The organism is Paraburkholderia bryophila (genome assembly GCF_003269035.1).
GTDB classification, from domain to species: Bacteria; Pseudomonadota; Gammaproteobacteria; order Burkholderiales; family Burkholderiaceae; genus Paraburkholderia; species Paraburkholderia bryophila.
Genome location: NZ_QLTK01000083.1, coordinates 1 through 1,446, shown reverse-complemented (window position 1 = coordinate 1,446; position 1,446 = coordinate 1). Strand labels below are relative to the sequence as shown.

The following is a 1,446-nucleotide window of genomic DNA, read 5'->3' as shown; positions in this document are numbered from 1 at the left end:
CATTGATGGCCGCAAAGGCAACCAAACGCACTGCGGCGGTCAGCAATCATGCGTCGCATTGCAATCTCCTCGGGTTTCCACACAGCCTGGGTCGATCGCCGCCCCTTGCCTCGAAAACGGTCGGGACCTGATCTGACTGTGACTGTCGCATCGAGTCCCGACTTTTACAAATAACGGGGAAGTGCCTCGTGCCACTCAGAACCGTCTAGATGGGCGCGCAAAACTGCCGCACCAACGTGTTGCGCTACGTCGAGGTGAAAACCCTCGACGTCACCTCTCTGTCACTCATGGCCGGGAAATGACGTATTAATTCCGCATCATCTCGCACGAGCGTCGAAGCTACGCGGCATTCGCTGGAACACGCCAACTCAACGTGACATTACGGCGCTTCAGATCTTTGATATACACGGCCACGTCTTCGGGAGAGTCCGTCGAGTACAGATATAGCTTTCGCAAGGTCCGCTCCTTGGGCTTTTTGCCCTCTGGGAGGTTCATTTCGCCAATCAATTCCGTTCTGTCGTGAAAGTCCACGATGTCGGGAAGATGCTCCCGCAGTGCAGATCGGTTTTGTCGTAGCAGCCCAACTTTGGTGGCCAGCGGGACTGACTGAGGGATGCTCGCATTGAGCGCATCGATGAACTTGCCTATATCGAAGGCAGGAGCGGTTCCGTCTTCGATCTGAAGCTCGCGCTTGATCTTTTCGACATCCCGGCTATCAAGATAAAGACGAAAATCCCCCGCACGATGAGAACCATACAATTTAAGCGGCAGCATAGCTCGCGTATTCTGGAGAAATAGAAACAAGCGGTCCTTGGTTTTTTCGTCTTCTGGATCGAAAAACATCATGAAAAGGAATCTTCCTCGACCATTCGCGAGTTCGAATGCAACCGTCGGTTCGTCGCGGCCAAGTGCTTCGCTCCATACTCCGAAGAAGCCATTCATTTGATAGGGCGTACCCATCGTCTTTCTCCTGATCGGGTACGCGGCTCTCATCGAACCCACCCTTGTCGGCTTTCGCATAGAACTTTTCCTGCTTACGTACCGCTTTAGAACCCACTACATGTCCGAGCCTGCACGCTGGCCAAGACTCTTCGCGAAACTTTGCCTGACCAGCTTCAACATGTCAGATCGGCAACGATAGAGATGGCGTGTAGCCCCCGCCATTCGTGCCTTCAAAGTCATATTCATACAGCGTGGCCTTGCCAAGACCGGGTTGTCGTTGTCCGAAAAAAAACGTGAAGGCGTTCGGTGCCGCGATGAAGAGATGCAGTGCTGGCCTGCTCTGAATGCGGTTCTGATTGATCTGCAGTGCCAATGCTTCAGCCAGGTCAAATGCGTGCTGACCACACGTTGTTGATTTGCACGGAATCCTGACCCGGGATTTGCATTGAATTCTGACCCACCCGTTGGACCAGCTTTGCGGGTTATTCGGTGGGTGTCTGGGTC

At 53.6% G+C, this 1,446-nt stretch carries 2 protein-coding genes; both read right to left on the bottom strand.

The window, feature by feature from the left end; all coding sequences use genetic code 11:
• Positions 1-339: 339 nt before the first annotated feature.
• Positions 340-960 carry a hypothetical protein gene (locus BX591_RS35860; RefSeq protein WP_244147216.1) on the bottom strand — a complete coding sequence of 207 codons (621 nt, stop codon included), beginning with the start codon at positions 958-960 and terminating at the stop codon, positions 340-342.
• A gap of 163 nt (positions 961-1,123) precedes the next feature.
• A partial coding sequence (locus tag BX591_RS35855) for an SAVED domain-containing protein (protein ID WP_146749868.1) occupies positions 1,124-1,446 on the bottom strand: 323 nt, incomplete at its 5' end.

What these genes read in the sequence shown, in the direction of transcription:
- BX591_RS35860 (WP_244147216.1), bottom strand. Translation starts at nt 960, where the DNA reads ATGGGTACGCCCTATCAAATGAATGGCTTCTTCGGAGTATGGAGCGAA.